14 protein-coding genes are annotated in these 17,933 nt (G+C 65.8%); 7 read left to right on the top strand and 7 right to left on the bottom strand.

Annotated elements, in window-relative coordinates; translation table 11 throughout:
- The first annotated feature begins 4 nt into the window (after positions 1–4).
- From QM672_RS03980 to QM672_RS04005, 6 genes are all read left to right on the top strand, one after another.
- Positions 5–838 (top strand): ABC transporter permease, encoded by an 834-nt coding sequence (locus tag QM672_RS03980; protein ID WP_068293556.1) that lies wholly within the window; start codon positions 5–7, stop codon positions 836–838.
- Between the two features lie 10 nt (positions 839–848).
- The gene (locus QM672_RS03985) at positions 849–2,474 is read left to right on the top strand and encodes an ABC transporter ATP-binding protein (RefSeq protein ID WP_311937422.1); all 1,626 of its coding nucleotides are present in this window, start codon (positions 849–851) and stop codon (positions 2,472–2,474) included.
- Positions 2,475–2,544: 70 nt separating this feature from the next.
- On the top strand, positions 2,545–4,545 hold the full coding sequence (locus QM672_RS03990; protein ID WP_415080767.1) for a CocE/NonD family hydrolase: 2,001 nt from the start codon (positions 2,545–2,547) through the stop codon (positions 4,543–4,545).
- A gap of 70 nt (positions 4,546–4,615) precedes the next feature.
- Complete coding sequence (gene fdxA / locus QM672_RS03995) at positions 4,616–4,966, top strand: ferredoxin FdxA (RefSeq protein ID WP_367624860.1); 351 nt, start codon at positions 4,616–4,618, stop codon at positions 4,964–4,966.
- A gap of 147 nt (positions 4,967–5,113) precedes the next feature.
- A complete protein-coding gene (fdxA, locus tag QM672_RS04000) occupies positions 5,114–5,452 on the top strand; it encodes a ferredoxin FdxA (protein WP_311937414.1) in 339 nt (112 codons plus the stop codon).
- A gap of 515 nt (positions 5,453–5,967) precedes the next feature.
- On the top strand, positions 5,968–6,558 hold the full coding sequence (locus tag QM672_RS04005; RefSeq protein WP_367624859.1) for a CarD family transcriptional regulator: 591 nt from the start codon (positions 5,968–5,970) through the stop codon (positions 6,556–6,558).
- Positions 6,559–6,707: 149 nt separating this feature from the next.
- Here QM672_RS04005 and QM672_RS04010 read toward each other — a convergent pair whose 3' ends face one another.
- Positions 6,708–7,925: an MFS transporter gene (locus QM672_RS04010; protein ID WP_394314236.1), complete on the bottom strand. Its 1,218-nt coding sequence runs from the start codon at positions 7,923–7,925 to the stop codon at positions 6,708–6,710.
- A gap of 229 nt (positions 7,926–8,154) precedes the next feature.
- Between QM672_RS04010 and QM672_RS04015 the strand changes: the two genes are divergently transcribed.
- Positions 8,155–9,066, top strand: a complete 912-nt coding sequence (locus tag QM672_RS04015) for a LysR family transcriptional regulator (RefSeq protein ID WP_415080770.1) — start codon at positions 8,155–8,157, stop codon at positions 9,064–9,066.
- Positions 9,067–9,083: 17 nt separating this feature from the next.
- Here QM672_RS04015 and prmC read toward each other — a convergent pair whose 3' ends face one another.
- The 6 genes from prmC to QM672_RS04045 form a co-directional block, all read right to left on the bottom strand.
- The gene (gene prmC / locus QM672_RS04020) at positions 9,084–9,953 is read right to left on the bottom strand and encodes a peptide chain release factor N(5)-glutamine methyltransferase (protein ID WP_415080772.1); all 870 of its coding nucleotides are present in this window, start codon (positions 9,951–9,953) and stop codon (positions 9,084–9,086) included.
- Positions 9,950–11,029, bottom strand: coding sequence for a peptide chain release factor 1 (gene prfA, locus QM672_RS04025; RefSeq protein ID WP_415080774.1), 1,080 nt, complete (start codon positions 11,027–11,029; stop codon positions 9,950–9,952). The genes prmC and prfA overlap by 4 nt, the downstream gene beginning before the upstream one ends.
- A gap of 108 nt (positions 11,030–11,137) precedes the next feature.
- Positions 11,138–13,402: a phosphoenolpyruvate--protein phosphotransferase gene (ptsP, locus tag QM672_RS04030; protein ID WP_367624854.1), complete on the bottom strand. Its 2,265-nt coding sequence runs from the start codon at positions 13,400–13,402 to the stop codon at positions 11,138–11,140.
- 264 nt (positions 13,403–13,666) lie between these two features.
- Entirely contained in the window at positions 13,667–14,917 is a 1,251-nt protein-coding gene (locus QM672_RS04035) for an aspartate kinase (protein ID WP_415080776.1), read from the bottom strand.
- 232 nt (positions 14,918–15,149) lie between these two features.
- Positions 15,150–17,222: an OmpA family protein gene (locus QM672_RS04040; RefSeq protein WP_415080778.1), complete on the bottom strand. Its 2,073-nt coding sequence runs from the start codon at positions 17,220–17,222 to the stop codon at positions 15,150–15,152.
- Positions 17,223–17,414: 192 nt separating this feature from the next.
- Positions 17,415–17,843, bottom strand: coding sequence for an Lrp/AsnC family transcriptional regulator (locus tag QM672_RS04045; RefSeq protein ID WP_068293722.1), 429 nt, complete (start codon positions 17,841–17,843; stop codon positions 17,415–17,417).
- Positions 17,844–17,933 lie beyond the last annotated feature (90 nt).

The raw sequence follows: 17,933 nt of genomic DNA on the forward strand, positions 1-17,933 counted from the left end.
CAGCATGGTCATTTTCGGACACAAGGCGCCGCTCACCGCCGTCATCGGCCTGTTCATCATCGCGCTCAATGTCGTCGTCGCCATAGCCGGCCCTTGGCTCGCGCCCTATTCGGAGACGCAGACCGTCGGCAAGACCTGGGCGACGATTTCAGCGACCAGCTGGCTGGGGACCGACCAGATCGGCCGCGACATGCTCACCCGCCTGATCTACGGCGCCCGCCTCACCATCGGCATCGCCCTGGTCACCACCATCCTGTCCTTCGCCATCGGCATCACGCTCGGCCTGGTAGCGGCCGTGACGGGGCGCTGGATCGATGCCGTGCTCTCGCGAACCGTCGACATCGTCATGTCGGTGCCGCTGCTGATCTGGGCGCTGATCATTCTGTCGATCTTCGGCCAGACCCTGACTTCGCTGGTGCTGACCATCGCCTTCCTCGATTCCAGCCGCGTCTATCGTCTCGCCCGCGCGCTCGGCATGAACCTCGCCTCGCTCGATTTCGTCGAGGTGGCCAGGCTGCGCGGCGAGGGCATCTGGTGGGTGGTCTGGCGCGAGATCCTGCCCAATGCCGCAGCACCGCTGATGTCGGAGTTCGGCCTGCGCTTCTGCTTCAACTTCCTGTTCATCGCCGCGCTGAGCTTCATCGGCCTCGGCGTGCCCCTGCCCTATGCGGACTGGGGCGGCATGGTGCGCGACAACATCACCAGCCTCAAGCTCGGGCGGGCAGCGGCCCTTTATCCGGCTGCCGCCATTGCTCTCCTCACCATCGGCATCAATCTGGTGGTCGATTGGTTCCTGTCGATCGATGCCCGCCCGTCCGGCGCGCAGGCGGAAATGTAAGGGGGCTGAGATGGCAAACGACAAGACCTCTTCCGATCTGATCCTCGAACTCGAAAAGCTCAGGGTCGAGACCATCACCGGCCGCGTTCTCGTCGACAATGTCGACGTGACGCTGCGGCGGGGCGAAATCCTCGGCCTCATCGGCGAATCCGGTGCCGGCAAGTCGACCATCGGCCTGGCGTCGATGGCCTATGCCCGGGCCGGCATGCGCATCACCGGCGGCTCGATCAAGCTCGACGGTACCGAGCTGCGCGCCTCCACCGCCGCGCAGCGCCGTAATTTCCGTGGCAAGAGCATCGCCTATATAGCCCAGAGCGCCGCCGCCTCCTTCAACCCGGCCATGACGCTGATGGACCAGGTCTGCGAGGCGCCGGTCGTGCATGGCGTGATGACGCGGCCGGAAGCGGAAGCCTATGCCCGCAAGCTTTTCCGCATCCTGCAGCTGCCCAATCCCGACACGATCGGCGATCGTTACCCCCACCAGGTCTCGGGCGGCCAGCTCCAGCGTGCCATGGCCGCGATGGCGATGAGCTGCCGGCCCGATGTGATCGTGCTGGACGAGCCGACCACGGCGCTCGACGTCACCACCCAGATCGAGGTGCTGGCGCTCTTGCGCGACCTCATCCGGGAATTCGGCACGGCCGGCCTCTACATCACGCATGACCTTGCCGTGGTGGCCCAGATCGCCCATCGCATCATGGTGTTGCGCCATGGCAAGACCGTCGAGGTCGGCGAAGCCCAGCAGGTACTGGAGGCGCCGCGGACCGACTATGCCCGCGCTCTGGTGAACGAGCGGCGCGAGGCCGAGCATCTCCAGCTGACCGCGCCGGCGGAGGGCGCCGAGCCCGTACTCTCCATGACCAACGTCACCGCTGGCTATGGCCCGGTTGCCATCGTCAAGAACGCCTCCTTCAAGCTCGCCAAAGGCGAGACGCTGGCGGTGGTGGGCGAGTCCGGTTCCGGCAAGAGCACGATCGCGCGCATCATTGTCGGCCTGCTGCCGCGCTGGGAGGGCGATGTCTCGCTGAACGGCAAGACCCTGCCGCCGGCACTGCCCCAGCGCAGCAAGGACATCCTGCGACGCCTGCAGATGGTGCACCAGATGCCGGATGTGGCGCTCAATCCGCGCCAGACCCTGGGGCAGATCATCGGGCGCCCGGTGAGCTTCTACTTCAACCGCTCGGCCGGCGACGTGCGCAAGCGCGTGCTCGAACTGCTGCGGCAGGTCGGCCTGCCGGAGGAGTTCGCGGATCGCCGGCCCGGCCAGCTTTCGGGCGGGCAGAAGCAGCGTGTGTGTATCGCCCGCGCCCTCGCCGCCGAGCCGGAGGTGATCATCTGCGACGAGCCGACCTCCGCGCTCGACCCGCTGGTGGCGGAGGACGTGCTCAAGCTCCTCAAGAAGCTGCAGGACGATCTCGGCCTCGCCTACATCTTCATCACCCACGATCTCGGCACGGTGCGCCGCATCGCCCATCGCACGGCGGTGATGTTCAAGGGCGAGATCATCGCCCAGGGGCCGACGGCGGATATCTTCGCCCCGCCGTTCCATCCCTATACGGAGAAACTGATCAGCTCCGTGCCGGAGATGGATACGCATTGGCTCGACAATATTCTCGCCAGCCGCAAGGTGGCGTGATCCAATGGTTCGTTGAAAGGGCCGGTCTTCTGACCGGCCCTTTCGTTCGTTTTTCTTGAAGTATTTTCCAATGTCCCCAGTCCGCACGATCGAACATTTCTTCATTCCCCTCGCCGATGGTACCCGGCTTGCCGCGCGCCTGTGGCTGCCCGAGGATGCCGAAGCCAAGCCGGTGCCGGCGATCCTCGAATATATCCCCTACCGCAAGCGCGACGGCACGCGCGGGCGGGACGAGCCGATGCATGGCTGGTTCGCAGCCAATGGCTATGCCGCCATCCGCGTCGACATGCGCGGCAGCGGCGAGTCCGACGGCCTGCTCGAGGATGAATATCTGCAGCGCGAACTCGACGATGCCTGCGAGGTGATCGCCTGGCTCGCGGCCCAGCCCTGGTGCTCGGGCTCCGTCGGCATGATGGGCAAGAGCTGGGGCGGCTTCAATTGCCTGCAGGTCGCGGCGCTCAACCCGCCGGCCCTCAAGGCCATCATCACCGTCTGCTCCATCGATGACCGTTACGCCGACGACATCCATTTCATGGGCGGCACCTTGCTCAACGACAATCTGTGGTGGGGCTCGATCATGCTGGCCTATCAGGCCAGGCCGGCCGATCCGGCGCTGGTCGGCGAGGCCTGGCGAGCGCAATGGCAGTACCGCCTCGACCATCTGCCCTTCTTCCCGGCGCTCTGGCTCGCGCATCAGAGGCGCGACGCCTATTGGCGGCACGGTTCGATCTGCGAGGATTTCTCGGCGGTACAATGCCCGGTCTTCGCCGTCGGGGGCTGGGGCGATGCCTATACGAATGCCATTCCCCGCCTGCTCGAGGGCCTCACCGTACCCAGGCTCGGCCTGATTGGGCCCTGGGCCCATATCTATCCGCAGGACGGCGTGCCGGGGCCGGCCATCGGCTTCCTGCAGGAAGCAACCCGCTGGTGGGATCACTGGCTGAAGGGGACGGATCGCGGCATCATGGCCGAACCGATGATGCGGGCTTTCGTCGAGGAGTGGACGCCGCCTGGTCGTCGCGATCCGGTGCCTGGCCGCTTCGTCGGCGAGGCGACATGGCCTTCGCCGGCGATCGTCGCCAAGACCGTCCATCTGGCGCCGGGCACCCTGGCGGTTGAAGCTGGACCGGCCAGCGAGATCGCCTTCACCTCGCCGGCCTGGACGGGAGCGGCAGCCGGGGAATGGATGGGTACCGGCGTCACCGGCGAGGAGCCAGCCGATCAGCGCCATGACGACGCCTTCTCCTGCTGTTTCGATGGCGAAGTCCTGACCGAACGGCTCGAACTGCTCGGCGCCCCGGAGATCGAGGTCGAGATTGCTTCCGACAAGCCCCTGGCCCAGCTCTGCGCCAGGCTCTGCGACGTTGCGCCGGACGGCTCCTCGCGCCGTATCGCCTATGCGGTGTTCAACCTGACCCACCGCGACAGCCATGCCGAGCCCGAGGCGCTGGTGCCTGGCCGCTTCTATCCCATCCGCCTCAAGCTCAGCGATTGCGGCTATGCCCTCGCGCCGGGCCATCGCCTCCGGCTTGCCCTGTCGACCGCCTATTGGCCGCTGATCTGGCCGGCGCCCGAACCGGTGACGCTCACCCTGCGCTGCCCGGGCCGATTGGCCCTCCCGGTGCGCCAGGCCCGCGCGAACGACCCCGTCGTTGCCTTCGAGCCGGCGCTGAGCGCTGCCCGCACCCCGACGACCAAGGTCGCCGAAGGCCGCATGGCGCGTACCACCTCGCTCGACCTGCTGACGGATACGGCTACCTATGTCACGGAAGGGGAGGGCGGCCTGTTCGGCGAGGGCGTGCTGCGCTTCGACGAGATCGACACCACGCTCTCCCACAGCCTCCGGCGCGAGCTGACCGTCAGGGGCGATGACCCTCTCAGTGCGCGCTACCGCCTCAGCGAGAGCTATGAGATGGGGCGCGAGGGCTGGCAGATCCGCATCGAGGTGAAGACCGCGATGCAGGCGACCGCCACCGATTTCATCCTGGAGGGCGAACTCAGGGCCTCAGCCAATGGCGAGCTGGCCGCCGAGCGCCGCTGGTACGAGAAAATCCCCCGCGATCTCTTGTGACCGCAATTGCGCCTTAGGCGCGCCATAACCGGCCGTTCCACTGAGGGCTCCCTCCGGATGGAACGGCGCCATGGCCTATGTGGTCACCGAAAACTGCATCAGATGCAAATATATGGACTGCGTGGCCGAGTGCCCGGTCGATTGCTTCCGGGAGGGCGAGAATATGCTCGTCATCGATCCCCTATTATGCATCGATTGCGGCATCTGCGAACCGGCCTGTCCGGCGGATGCCATCCGCTCCGATGCGGAGCGCGGATTGGAGGCCTGGGTTGAATTGAACGCGCGCTATGCCCATCTCTGGCCGGAGATCACGGCGCGGCGCGAGCCGCCATTGGATGCTAAACAATGGGACGGCGAGCTTGGCAAGCTCGCCTTGCTCTCGCCTCGGCCGGGCGCCGGAGACGCAGGACAGGCCGGGTAGAGGACAGGTCCAGTGCTCCGTTTGTGATGAACTGAGTCAAAGCCTCTACCGCGGCGAATGGCTGCTCTGTGCAAGCGCGCCTTGAACCGTCGGCGCAGTTCGGCTAGGCAGTTTTAGCAAGATTATAAACTTTCGGGATTTTCTGGCATGACCTACGTGGTCACTGAGAACTGCATCAAGTGCAAATACATGGACTGCGTGGAAGTCTGCCCGGTGGACTGTTTCTACGAGGGTGAGAATTTTCTCGTCATCCATCCCGACGAATGCATCGATTGCGGTGTCTGCGAGCCCGAATGTCCGGCGGATGCCATCAAGGCCGATACCGAAAAGGGCCTGGAGGCCTGGCTCGAGCTGAATGCGAAATTCGCGCAGAGCTGGCCCAACATCACGGTCAAGCGTGACGGTTTTCCCGATGCCAAGGAGTGGGACGGCAAGCCGGACAAGCTGCCGCTGCTCTCGCCGGAACCGGGCCAGGGCGACGCCTGATTGCAAATTCCGGCCGAATCCGACAGGGTTCGGTTTCCCCTGCACGGGTAGCATGGCTGCCCGTTTTCGGGGCTTCGGCAGCGGGCATCTGTCGAGGCACCCTTTTGGACTGCCCGGCGCTTTTTGCATAGCGGCTATTCACAAAAACCGCGCAGTATCAACCTTAACGAGCGCTTTACGCGCCGTTTTGGCGTGTAAAAGCGTTGATTTTTGCCGATTTTTGGTATATACAGGGGCATGGTCAAGAGAGAGACCGAGTTACCCCGCCGCTGCTCCGCACAGGGGCAATTTTTTTGTGCTCAGCTTCAAGGGACCTCAGTCGGTCGGTGCGGGTAGCGCCGATAGATACATGGAATTTTTGACCGTCCTTCATTTCGACGTTCCTCGCGGCGGCTCTTGAAGCTTTGGCCTGGTTTCACTGTCGAATGGTGTTTGCGGCAACAGGCGTGAGCCTGCCCGTGGTTTGGTGCGGCTGCCGATTCGGCATCCGCCAATGATAGGAGCGTTGAAGCGTCATGACGACAGCGAAGAAGACGTCCACGAAGCAGGGTTTCAAGACGGGCGAGAGCATTGTGTACCCCTCGCATGGCGTCGGCAAAATCGTGTCGATCGACGAGCAGGAAGTAGCCGGTTTCAAGCTTGAGCTGTTCGTGATTTCCTTCTCCAAGGACAAGATGACGCTGCGCGTGCCCACCACCAAGATCGCTTCCGTCGGCATGCGCAAGCTGTCCGAACCGGCCGTGGTCGCCAAGGCGCTCGAAACGCTCAAGGGCCGTGCCCGCATCAAGCGCACCATGTGGTCGCGCCGTGCGCAGGAATACGAAGCCAAGATCAATTCGGGCGATCTGATCGCCATTGCCGAGGTCGTGCGCGATCTCTATCGCTCCGATGCTCAGCCCGAACAGTCCTATTCCGAGCGTCAGCTCTATGAAGCGGCTCTCGATCGTATGGCGCGCGAATTGGCCGCCGTCGACGACCTCATCGATTCCGAGGCCGTAAAGGTGATCGAAGCCAATCTCGCCAAGGGTCCCAAGCGCGGTGGTGCCAAGGAAGCCGAGGCCGAGTTCGACGATGCGACCGAGGAAGAAGAGGAAGCCGCCGCCTGAGGCGTTTCCCCATCAGACATACGGAAAACCCCGCTTCGGCGGGGTTTTCTTTTGGCTGCGAGGCCGAGAATGGCGGAAAGCCCAGACAGCAAGGGAGCAGGTAGGCCCTGGGTCTCGTCGTGCCCGGGTCCTGTCTCGCGGCAATGGCCTCAGGTCGGGTCGGGGCAGTCGGACCAAACCTCCGGCTTGGTTGCCTTCTCGGTGCCGACGAAGGTGAGGGCGAGGCCGACAAGGGCCAGCAATCCGCCGGCAATCGGAATGGCAGCATAGCCCAGGCCCAGGCTGAGGGTCGCGCTGCCGATAGCCGCGCCAAGGGCGTTGCCGAGATTGAAGGCGCCGACATTGATCGAGGAGGCCAGGCCCGGCGCGGCCGACGCCACTTGCATCACCCGCATCTGCAGAGGCGGCACGATGGCGAAGGCGGCCATGCCCCAGACCATGAGGCCGATGGCGGCGCCGTAGCGGGAGGTCAGGGCGAGCGGCAACACAGCCATGATCAGGCCGAGGGCCGCGAGCGAGAGCCTGGCGGCACCGTCGAGTGACCAGTCGGCCAGGCGCCCGCCCAGCGCGTTGCCCAGGGTCAGGCCGATGCCGATCAGGGCAAGGGCGAGGGTGATGAAGCCGGCCCCGGCGTGGGTAATCTCGATCAGGACCGAAGTCACATAGGTATAGAGCACGAACATGGCACCTGCTCCCATCACGGTCGCGGCCATGGCGGTCAGCACGCTGGGCTGGGCGATGGCGCCGAACTCCCGGCGAATGTCGGGCATGCGGCCGGGCTCCCCCTTCGGCAGGGCGAGGAAGAGCGCCAGGATGGCCACCAGCCCGAGCAGGGCCGTCGCTGCGAAGGTCTGCCGCCAGCCGATGGCCTGGCCGATCCAGGTGGCTGCCGGTACGCCGCCGACAGTGGCGATGGTCAGGCCCAGGAACATTGCGGCAATGGCGCTGGCCTGGCGTTCACGCGGCACGAGGCTGGCAGCAACGATGGAACCCAGGCCGAAGAAGGCTCCGTGATTGAGGCTGGTGATGATGCGGGCGGCCATCAGGGTCCAATAACCCGGTGCGATCGCGGCCAGCAGATTGCCGAGCGCGAAGATGCTCATCAAGGCGATCAGGGCCGTGCGTTTGCGTAAACGCGCCAGCAACAGCGTCATGATGGGAGCACCGGCCATCACGCCGATGGCATAGGCGCTGATCAGCAGGCCAGCCGTCGGGATGTCGACGCTGACGCCCTGCGCGATGTCGCGCAGCATGCCCATCGGCGAGAATTCGGTGGTGCCGATGCCGAAGGCCCCGATGGCCAGGGCCGTCAACGGCCAGAAGCTGGAAGGTGTATCGGTGTTGGCGGTGCGTGGTTGTACGGCCATGGCATCCATTGCGTCTCGACTTTCGATTTCATCGGTTCCAGTCAGCCGCGGCCCAGGCGGGGTTGGATATTCTGCGGAGTCCGCCTGATCGTGCCCGTGGCTCGATCAGGAGCCCCCTGCCTGGTCGCTGCTGAAGTCGGGATGGAAATGGGCTCGTCGACGAGCGCTGGAAAGGCGCCCGGGATCACCTTATTTATGAAATCGTTTCATCAATGAGAGAGGCCCGACCATGGACAATCGCTTCGGCGAAATGCAGGTGTTCCGGCTGGTCGTCGAAACAGGCAGCTATTCGCGTGCCGCCCGGCAGCTGCGCATGACGCCCTCCACTGTGAGCAAGCTGATCGCGCGGATCGAGGCGCGCCTGGGATTGCGCTTGTTCGAGCGTTCCACCAGGCGCCTGTCTCTCACCGAGGAGGGACGGGCCTATTACGAGCGCGGCGGCGCCGTCATCGACGATCTCGATGCGATCGAGCGGGATTTGAGTGGGCAAGCCGTCACGCCCACCGGCACCGTGCGCGTGACGACGTCGCTGGCCTTCGGGGCAATGGCGATCGAGCCGATCCTGCCGGCCTTCTGGCAGGCCTATCCGGAGATTGCCGTCGACCTGGCGCTTTCGGAAGAAAAGCTCGACCTCTATCTGGAGCGCATCGACGTCGCTTTCCGTGTGGGCGCCTTGCCCGATTCGCGCCTGCGGGCACGTCGTATCGGCACCTCGCGACGTCTGATCGTCGCCGCCCCTGCCTATCTCGACCGCCACGGCACGCCGCGATCAGTCGACGATCTCGTGCGGCACAATTGCCTGGGCTTCAGTTTCCGCCGCGCTGTGCCGGTGTGGCCGCTCAGCGAGAGCGGTCGTATCGTCGACCGCGCCGTCCGCACGACCCTGCTTGCCAACAATGGCGAGACGCTGCGCCGCATGGCCGTCGCAGGCATAGGCCTGGCGCGCCTCGCCGACTATCATATACGCGACGATCTCAAGGCGGGGCGCCTCGTCGAGATCCTTGCAGACGTCGTCGCGCCGGATGAGGAGGACATGCATGCCCTCTTCTTCGGCGGGGACAACATTCCCCATCGCGTCAGGGTATTCCTGGATTTCTGCGTACCGAGGCTCCAGCGCTTTCTGCGGGAGGCTGCGGGTTGAAGGCATATCCGCGCAAATCAGGCCGGTCGCGGGTTCCCCGGCCACCTGCCTGCCAAGGCGCGGGGAACGCCCCCGAGGTCCCTGCGCGCCGGACCGAGCATCTCGAAGCCTGCACGGCGCATCAGCCCGGCCACAGCCTCTTCCTGGCCGATGCCGAGCTCGAAGACCAGCAGCCCGCCGGAGCGCAGCAGGCGAGGGGCGTCGGCGGCAATGAGGCGATAGGCATCGAGGCCGTCGAGGCCGCCGTCGAGCGCGAGCAGGGGATCATGCTCACGTACCTCCGGTTCCAGCCCGGCAATGTCGGCGGAAGGGATATAGGGCGGGTTGGAGACGATGAGGTCGACTTCATCCTCCAGGCCCTCCATCCAGTTTCCCAGCCGGAAATCGGCTCTATCGGCAACGCCGTTGTCGGTGGCATTCAGGCCTGCGACCGTCAGGGCGTCGGCCGCCTGGTCGATCCCGATCCCGCTCGCGCGCGGTCTTTCATGCAGCAGGGCGATCAGGATGGCGCCGGTGCCGGTGCCGAGATCGAGCAGGCGGTAGGCCGCTTCGCGGTCGGGCAAGAGGGACAGGCAGGTCTCGACGATCGTCTCCGTATCCGGCCTTGGCGACAGCGTGGCTGGGCCCAGGCGAAATTCCAGGCTCCAGAATTCCCGGTGCCCGAGGATACGGTCCACCGGTTCTCCCTGCAGGCGCCGGGCCTGGAAGGAGCGGGCCTTATCCGCAGCCTCGACCGTCACAGAGCCGTCGGGGGAAAGCGTGATTGCGGTCGCCGGCAGGCCGGTGGCTCCAGCCACCAGCCAGCGGGCATCGAGTTCAGGCGTGGGCAGTGCGGCAGTGCGGAAGGCAGCGAGGAGTTCCCGGTAAAGGCCGCCGAGCGTGCTCACGCCCTTGCCTCGCTGGCGGCGAGGAGCCTCGCCTGGTTCTCAGTCACCAGCGCGTCGATCACTTCATTGAGGGCGTCGCCGGCGATGATCTGGTCGAGCTTGTAGAGGGTGAGGCCGATGCGATGGTCGGTCAGGCGTCCCTGCGGAAAATTATAGGTGCGGATGCGTTCGGAACGGTCGCCGGAACCGACCTGGTCGCGCCGATTGGCGGCGCGGGCACTGTCGACGCGTTCGCGTTCAGCTTCGTAGAGGCGCGCGCGCAGCATCGCCATGGCCTGCGCCCGGTTCTTGTGCTGGGAGCGCTCTGCCTGCACCGCCACGGCGATACCGGTGGGCAGATGGGTGATGCGCACGGCGCTGTCAGTGGTATTGACGTGCTGGCCGCCCGCGCCGGAGGCCCTGAAGACATCGACCTTGAGGTCCTTCTCCTCAATGGCGATGTCGACCTCCTCGGCCTCGGGCAGGACCGCGACCGTGGCAGCCGAGGTGTGGATGCGCCCGCCGGCTTCCGTCACCGGCACGCGCTGCACCCGATGCACGCCGGATTCGAATTTCAGCTTGGCGAACACGCCCTTGCCCCTGATGGCCAGCGCGATTTCCTTGTAGCCGCCCATGGTGCCTTCGGATTCGGACAGGATCTCGGTCTTCCAGCCCTGGAGATCGGCATAGCGCATATACATGCGCAGGAGATCGCCGGCGAAGAGCGAGGCTTCGTCGCCGCCGGTGCCGGCGCGCACTTCCAGAATGGCGGATTTTTCGTCGGCGGCATCCTTGGGCAGCAGTGAAAGCTTGATCGCCGTCTCCAACTCGCCGAGGCGATCGAGCAAAGTCTTGCGCTCCTCCTCCGCCATCTCGGCCATCTCGCCGGCCATGGCCGGTTCGGCGATGATGGCCTCGACGCCTTTCAACTCGTCCTGCGCGCCCTGCCATTCGCGGATGAGCGCGGCAACGGGATCGAGCTCGGCAAGTTCGCGCGCCAGGGTCACATAGGTATCGGCGTCCGGGCCGGAGGCGAGCTCGGCCTCGACGAAATCGCGGCGGCGAAGCAGGGCATCAAGGCGGTCGAGGGGAAGCATAGGGCGGTCCTGGGAGTGTCGGAGCGCGGACATCCTGTCCGCATCTGGAAACGATGTGCATGGGGAGAAAAAGCGGACGAGGACGTCCGCGCTCCCAGGGCAGCCTCGCTATAACGGAATGCCGCGTTCGGCGGCGAATTCCCTGAGAGCAAGGCGCAGCGGCCTGTCCGCTTCCGGCTTGAGATGATGATCGACGAGCTCCATGATCTCGGCTGCGTCGATCTCGAGCAGCATGGCCTTGACCGGGCCGATGGCGGACGGCGTCATCGACAATTGCCGGAAGCCGAGGCCGATCAGGGCAAGCGCCTCCAGCGGCTTGGAGGCCAGCTCGCCGCACAGCGTCACCGGCACGCCGGCCGCGTTGGATTTATCGGCGATCATCTTCAGGGCCCGCATCACCGAAGGTGAGAGCGTGTCGAAACGGCCCGCCACGCGCGCATTGCCGCGATCGACCGCATAGAGGAACTGGAAGAGATCGTTCGAGCCGACGGACAGGAAATCGGTGCGCTGCAGGATCTCGTCGAGCTGGAACAGCAGGCTCGGCACTTCCACCATGGCGCCGAGCTTGACGAGATCGGGCAGGGGTTTGCCGTGGCGGCGCAGGAAGGTAATCTCGCGCTCCACCACTTGACGCGCCTGGTCGAATTCCTCGGAGGCCGAGATCATCGGGAACATCACCCTGAGCTCGCGCCCGGCGGCGGCCTGCAGCAAGGCGCGGAGCTGCGAGCGCATCAGGCCGGGACGGTCGAGGCCGAGGCGGATGGCGCGCCAGCCGAGCGCCGGGTTCTCTTCCTCGATCTGGTGCATATAGGGCAGCACCTTGTCGCCGCCGATATCGAGGGTGCGGAAGGTGACCGGCCGGTCGCCGGCAGCCTCCAGCACGGCCTTGTAGAGCGCATATTGCTCGCCGGTGCGCGGGAACTGCGAGGCGATCATGAACTGCAGCTCGGTGCGGAACAGCCCGATGCCATCGGCGCCGCTTTCCTTGATGTGCGGCAGGTCGACCAGGAGGCCGGCATTGATATAGAGCTTGATATCGCAACCGTCGCGGGTGCGGCTGGGCTTGTGGCGCAGGGCGAGATATTGCTCCTGGCGCTTGGCCCGGAAGCGCACCTTCTCGGCATAGGCATGCTCGACATCCGGGGCCGGGCGCACCTGGACCTCGCCGACCGAGCCGTCGACGATGATGGCATCGCCCTGTTCGACCAGGCTGGTGATGCCCTCGACCTCGCCCACGGTGGGAATGCCGAGTGCCCGCGCCACGATGGCGACGTGGCTGGTCGGCCCGCCCTCCTCGAGAATGAGGCCGCGCAGGTTGTCGCGCGAATAGTCGAGCAGGGCCGCCGGCCCCATCGAGCGCGCCACCAGCACTGCATCCTTGGGCATGGACTCGGAGGGGACGTGATGTCCGTCGCCGGTGAGCTGGCGCAGCAGGCGATTGGCGAGATCGTCGAGATCGTAGAGACGCTCGCGCAGGATCGGATCGGCGACGCGCTGCATGCGTGCTCGCGTATCGGACTGCACGCGCTGCACCGCCGCCTCGGCGGTGACGCCGGTGGCGATGACCTCGCGCATCTTGGTGATCCAGCCGCGATCCTGCGCGAACATGCGATAGGCTTCGAGCACGTCGAGCGTCTCGGTGGCGCGGGCGAGGTCGCCGCGGTCGAGCATGGCGTCGATCGCATCGCGCAGGCCGACGATGGCATTGTCGAGGCGATCGGTCTCGCGGCCGACATCGTCGGCGATCAGGGTCTTCACCACCACCCGCGGCTCGTGCAGCACGACATGGCCGAGCCCGACGCCTTCGGAGAGCGGTGCGCCGGTCAGCTGCAAAGCACGGCGGCTGGCGAGGTCGGCGCCCGGACGGGCCAGGGCCTGGAGCTCGCCGGAAGCGATCATCTCGGCCAGCACCATGGCGACCGTGGCGAGCGCCTCGATCTCCTCTTCCGAATAGGCTCGCTGGGCCTTGTTCTGCACGACGAGGACGCCGAGCGTCTCGCCGGCACGCAGGATCGGCACGCCGAGGAAGGCGTTGTAGATCTCTTCGCCCGTTTCCGGCTTGTAGGCGAACAAGGGATGGTGCTGCGCGTCCGAGGTGGTGACCGGCTCGGCTTCCTTGGCGACGAGGCCGACCAGGCCTTCGCCCTTGCGCATGGTGGTCAAATGCACCGCGTTCGGATTGAGGCCTTCGGTGGCATAGAGTTCGAGCGTACCGTCGGTGCGCAGGACATAGACCGAGCAGACCTCCGCGACCATGTTCGCGGCGATCAAGACCACGGTCTTGTCCAGCCTCTCCTGCGCCGAAACAGGCTCCGCCATGACTTCGCGGAGCCGCTTGAGGAGCAGGCGCGGGCCGCCGATCGCGCCACGCATCCGATGCCTCCATGTCCTCGACAGGTCAGGTGACCCGGCGAACCCGGGGCCGTCCGCTGCCTCAGAGGGCCGGCCGGTTCTGGCGAAGCGGCCGGTCATAGAATGAATAGGGGGCGTGCCTCGCGCGAGAATCCAAACGAAGCACGCACTAACTTTTTGTTCTGTCGCAAGATTTCACGGAAATTGAAAGAAGTATTTCCGTTTCTGCCAGGCACTGCGTCATCGGGGCGCTGTGCCGTCGTCGTGAGAACAAGGCGCGGTTGCTCAGGCCTTGTCGAGCCCGTAGAGCGTGTGCAGCGTGCGGACCGCCAGTTCGGTATAGGCCGCATCGATCAGCACCGAAATCTTGATCTCGGAGGTGGTGATGGCACGGATATTGATACCGCGGCCGGCAAGGGCCTGGAAGCAGGTTGCCGCCACGCCGGCATGGCTGCGCATGCCGATGCCGATCACCGAAATCTTCGAGACGTCCATATTGGTCTCGACATTGTCGCACACCACGTCCTTGCGGGCCTTGTCGATCACGTCCTTGGCGCGCTGGAACTCGGCCTGCGGCACCGTGAAGGTGATGTCGGTGGAGGCGCCGTCGGCCGAAATGTTCTGGACGATCATGTCCACATTGATGTTGGCGTCGGCCAGGGGCACGAAGATGGCGGCGGCGACACCCGGGCGGTCGGCCACGTCGCGCAGGGTGATCTGCGCTTCATCCTTCGAATAGGCGATGCCGGTCACAACCTGCTGTTCCATGATGTCTTCCTCGTCGCAGATCAGGGTTCCGGGATTGGGGTTTTCGGGATCGTCGAAGGACGATCTTACATAGGTTTTCACCTTGTGGACCATGGCGAGCTCCACCGAGCGCACCTGCAGCACCTTGGCGCCGAGGGAGGCCATTTCCAGCATTTCCTCGAAGGCGATGCGGTCCATGCGCTGCGCCTTGGGCACGATGCGCGGATCGGTGGTGTAGACGCCGTCGACATCGGTGTAGATGTCGCAGCGCTCGGCGCCGATCGCGCCGGCGATGGCGACGGCCGAGGTGTCGGAACCGCCGCGCCCCAGCGTGGTGATGCGCCCGCTCACGGGCTCGATGCCCTGGAAGCCGGAAATCACCGCGACTTCCCCGGCGGCGAAGCCGTCATCGAGATTCTTGGAAGGGATCGCCGAGATGCGCGCGGAACCGTGGGCGGCCGAGGTCTCGATCGGCACCTGCCAGCCCTGCCAGGAACGGGCCTTGATGCCGATGCTGCTGAGCGTCAGAGCCAGCAGGCCCGAGGTGACCTGTTCGCCGGAAGCGACGATAGTATCGTATTCGCGCTGGTCATATAGCGGCGAGGCCTCGTTGCACCAGCCCACCAGCTCATTGGTCTTGCCGGACATGGCGGAGACCACCACCGCCACGTCATAGCCGGCGGCAACCTCGCGTTTGACATGCTGCGCCACATTCTTGATGCGCTCGACAGTGGCGACAGAGGTGCCGCCAAACTTCATGACAAGACGGGGACGCGGGCTGCCGGACATACGGCCACTAGGCTCCGATGAATTCTCGAACGTTGGTAAGACGCTCTCGATGAGGGGACGCCGCACAAAAGCGGGCCAGGATGCGGTCCCGGCCGTGGCTACATGCATGAGGCGAGGAGATGCGGAGACCTGCGGTCACCGCGCCGCGGGATTTAAGCGAAAGGGCCGAGGATGGCAAGCAAAAGCGGCGCGCATCCGACAGGGATGTGCGCCGCGATCGTGATGGTAGCCGTCAGTTCTGCAACAGGGGCGTGATGCGGCGCAGGGTCACGCGGCGATTCTCCTGCTCGGGCTCGGGCGTCGGGATCTTGAGATAGCGCTCGCCGAGGCCCGCCGTGACCAGGTTGTCGGGCGCGATCACGTAATATTGGGTCAGGGCCTGCTTCACCGCCTCGGCCCGCTCCTTGGACAGGCGCAGATTATAAGCATCGTCACCCACCGCATCGGTATTGCCCTCGATCACGAAGACCTCGTTGGGATGGGCGGCCACGATCCGCTCGATGATGCGGCCGATGCGGTCGAGATTGGCGATCTCCTCCTCGCGCACGAATGATTCGTTGAAGCCGAAATGAATGGTGTCCAGTTCCACGCTGGGGATGGACTGACGGATGGCCGGCTGTTCCATCACCGCTTCGGGCTGGGCAAGGAATTCGGACCGTGCATAACGGCGCGGCAGCGGCTTGAGCGGGCGGGAGGCGAATTGCTGCTCGATCTGGTCGTCGTCGACTTCCGCCGCCCAGACGCTCTGATAGCGCTGTCCGCGCGGATTGATGTCCACGTCGAAGCGTCCGTCGCCTTCATAGCGCCGTAGGCGATCGGTGCGCTGGCCGCGATCGCTCAGCAGGCGGCGGCGCAGGTCGTTGCGATCGTCCTGCAGATATTGTGCGAAGGCCTCGCGGTCCTCGGGGTTGTAGCGCTGGTCGTTGGCGGCATCGCGATAGACCAGGATGCGCCGGTTGAGCTGGTCGACGGTCAGCACGTTGGAGGGGCGCCGGTCCGCCAGGATGGCGGGGATGTCCTGCGGCCGGGGCGAGCCCTGGCGGAACTGGGAGCGGCCGAAGGGCGAACCCTGCCCACTCTGGCCCTGCTGTTGTTCGCCGCCATATTCCTGGTCGGCCACGCGGTTGCGCAGGGCGGCGCGCGCGCCGTTCAGGCGCTGGATCAGGGCCTGTTCGGTGGCTTCCGACAGGTTGCCGGCTGACAGGGCCGAGCGGTAGACGTTGAGGCGCTGGCGCAATTGCTGGTCGTTGAGGCGATCGGGCGGCGTGGCATCACCCAGCAGGCCGATGGCGCGCTGCTCCGCTGCCCGGTCGACCGGGCCCTGCAGGGGGCGGCCCTGGCCTTGCTGGCTGCCGTTCTCCGGCTGCGGCGGAAGGCCCGGTCGGCCTTCCTGACCCTGTTGCGGGCCGTCGGCCGGCAGGGGAATCCCGCCTTGCCCGGGGAGCTGGTTGCGACCGCTGGGGCGACCATCCAGGGGGCGGCTGTCCGGCTGGCCGTTGTCGAGGCCCTGCGGCGCCCCCTCGGTGCCGGGCTGGCCCTGGGTGCGGTCGCGACGCTTGCCGCGCGGTTCAGGCGTGCCACCGTTTTCCGGTCCTGCACCCGGCTGGCCGTCGCCGGCGGCGGGCTGCTGGGGCACAGGCTTGGGCTGGACGGGCTTGGTCTGCGCGGGCGCGCCGCTGCCTTGATCCGCATCCGGCTCGGTGGGAGTGCGGGGTTTTGCTGCGGGCGTGTCTTGTCCCGTGGTGTCGCTAGGCGCTGTGGGCTTTTGGCGCTTGGGCTTTGCAGCCGGGGCCTCCTGTGCAGGTTCTCCCGCGGTTGGCTTGCCGGGAGCTTCCTGGCCGGCCGAATCGGCGGCCGGCTTCTGGCGCTTGGGCTTGGCAGCGGGGGGCGCTTCGCCGGGCACGGGTTCGCCGGGCGCGTCCTGGCCGGCGGCCCCGGGGGTCGGCTTCTGGCGGCGGGGCTTGGCGGCAGGCGTTTCGTCACCGCCTGAACCGGATGCTGCGCCGTCCTGCTCGGCGTTCGGCTTCTGCCGCTTCGGCTTGGCAGCCGGAGCGCCGCCGTCCTGGTCCTGCGATTCGGCGGGAGCTGCCCGTTTTGCCGGCGCGCCCTCGCCATCCTGGCCGCCGCCCTTCTTGTGGCGCTTCAGCACGTCCTCGATCGAGGGCTTGGCACCCGGCGCGGGCGCTTCCGTGGTGGGCGCCTGGGCATCCTGCGCCAGCGCGTCCTGCACCAGCACGATCGCCGTGGGCGAGACGGCGAGCATCAGCGTACCAGCCAGACTGATCAGTTTCTTGCGCAGGAGCATCGCGACCTCTCTTGATTGGGCCGCCATCATCCCGATTGCGGCTGAACCGAAACTGAACGCGGATCGTCGAATATCCGTCGGTGCCGGGACACGCCTCACACGGCCGTGCTCGATTCCGAAATCGAGCCCGTTATCGTAAATCATTGTTATTGCATGGTTTTTCAGGGCCCGGCGCGCGTTTTTCGGTACGCCCTAGCGTTCGATCCGCGTCGACAGGATGAGGGAGGTCGACGTGCGCTCGACGCCTTCCAGCGCGCCGATGCGATCGGCCAGTTCGTCGAGCTCGCCGACCGAGCGAGCCTCGATCACCGCGATCATGTCGAAATTGCCGCTGACCGAATGCAGCGTGCGTACGGCCGGAATCTCGCGCAGGCCCGCCTCCACCTGGCGAATCAGCTTGGGCACGGTGGTGAGCAGCACATGGGCGCGCAGCAGCGAACGGGTATGCTCCTCCGAAAGCCGGATGGTGTAGCCGGCGATCACGCCGCGATGTTCGAGACGAGCCAGGCGGCTCTGCACTGTGGTGCGGGAAACGCCGAGGCGCCGGGCGATCTCGGCTGTGGAGGCGCGGGCGTTCTCGCGCAGGATGGCAATCAGGGCGTCATCGGCGGGCGTCGTCATAACGACGATATAGCGGATGGCATTGTGCAAAGATAGCTCGGCATTTCGTCGAAATGCAGGCTTCGAAAAGCAGGGAGGCAGGCGTAGGCT

The sequence above is a fragment of the Labrys sp. (in: a-proteobacteria) genome (genome assembly GCF_047605565.1).
GTDB lineage: Bacteria > Pseudomonadota > Alphaproteobacteria > Rhizobiales > Labraceae > Labrys > Labrys neptuniae.

Bases quoted from the DNA above. Each gene is read 5' to 3' on its own strand.
- QM672_RS03980 (WP_068293556.1), top strand. From the start codon at position 5: ATGGTCATTTTCGGACACAAGGCGCCGCTCACCGCCGTCATCGGCCTG.
- QM672_RS03985 (WP_311937422.1), top strand. From the start codon at position 849: ATGGCAAACGACAAGACCTCTTCCGATCTGATCCTCGAACTCGAAAAG.
- QM672_RS03990 (WP_415080767.1), top strand. From the start codon at position 2,545: ATGTCCCCAGTCCGCACGATCGAACATTTCTTCATTCCCCTCGCCGAT.
- fdxA (WP_367624860.1), top strand. From the start codon at position 4,616: ATGGCCTATGTGGTCACCGAAAACTGCATCAGATGCAAATATATGGAC.
- fdxA (WP_311937414.1), top strand. From the start codon at position 5,114: ATGACCTACGTGGTCACTGAGAACTGCATCAAGTGCAAATACATGGAC.
- QM672_RS04005 (WP_367624859.1), top strand. From the start codon at position 5,968: ATGACGACAGCGAAGAAGACGTCCACGAAGCAGGGTTTCAAGACGGGC.
- QM672_RS04010 (WP_394314236.1), bottom strand. From the start codon at position 7,925: ATGGCCGTACAACCACGCACCGCCAACACCGATACACCTTCCAGCTTC.
- QM672_RS04015 (WP_415080770.1), top strand. From the start codon at position 8,155: ATGGACAATCGCTTCGGCGAAATGCAGGTGTTCCGGCTGGTCGTCGAA.
- prfA (WP_415080774.1), bottom strand. From the start codon at position 11,029: ATGCTTCCCCTCGACCGCCTTGATGCCCTGCTTCGCCGCCGCGATTTC.
- ptsP (WP_367624854.1), bottom strand. From the start codon at position 13,402: ATGCGTGGCGCGATCGGCGGCCCGCGCCTGCTCCTCAAGCGGCTCCGC.
- QM672_RS04035 (WP_415080776.1), bottom strand. From the start codon at position 14,917: ATGTCCGGCAGCCCGCGTCCCCGTCTTGTCATGAAGTTTGGCGGCACC.
- QM672_RS04040 (WP_415080778.1), bottom strand. From the start codon at position 17,222: ATGCTCCTGCGCAAGAAACTGATCAGTCTGGCTGGTACGCTGATGCTC.
- QM672_RS04045 (WP_068293722.1), bottom strand. From the start codon at position 17,843: ATGACGACGCCCGCCGATGACGCCCTGATTGCCATCCTGCGCGAGAAC.